Genomic DNA, 237 nt, shown 5'->3' on the forward strand with positions numbered 1-237 from the left:
CGTCCAGCCGCACGCCGGCTCCCAGGCCAACGCCGCGGTCTACCTGGCCCTGCTGTCGGCCGGCGACACCATCCTCGGCATGAGCCTGGCCCATGGCGGCCACCTGACCCACGGCGCCAGCGTCTCCTCCTCCGGCAAGCTGTACAACGCCGTGCAGTACGGCATCGACGCCAATGGCCTGATCGACTACGACGAAGTCGAGCGCCTGGCCGTGGAGCACAAGCCGAAGATGATCGT

The 237-nt window shown here is 68.4% G+C and carries 1 pseudogene; it reads left to right on the plus strand.

Annotated features, from left to right (window positions below):
* Window positions 1-237 (plus strand): annotated as a pseudogene (gene glyA / locus G5A07_RS21710) (serine hydroxymethyltransferase); the annotation flags it as partial.

This window comes from Stenotrophomonas sp. AS012628, from assembly GCF_010608305.1.
In the GTDB taxonomy this organism is placed as follows: Bacteria; Pseudomonadota; Gammaproteobacteria; order Xanthomonadales; family Xanthomonadaceae; genus Stenotrophomonas; species Stenotrophomonas geniculata.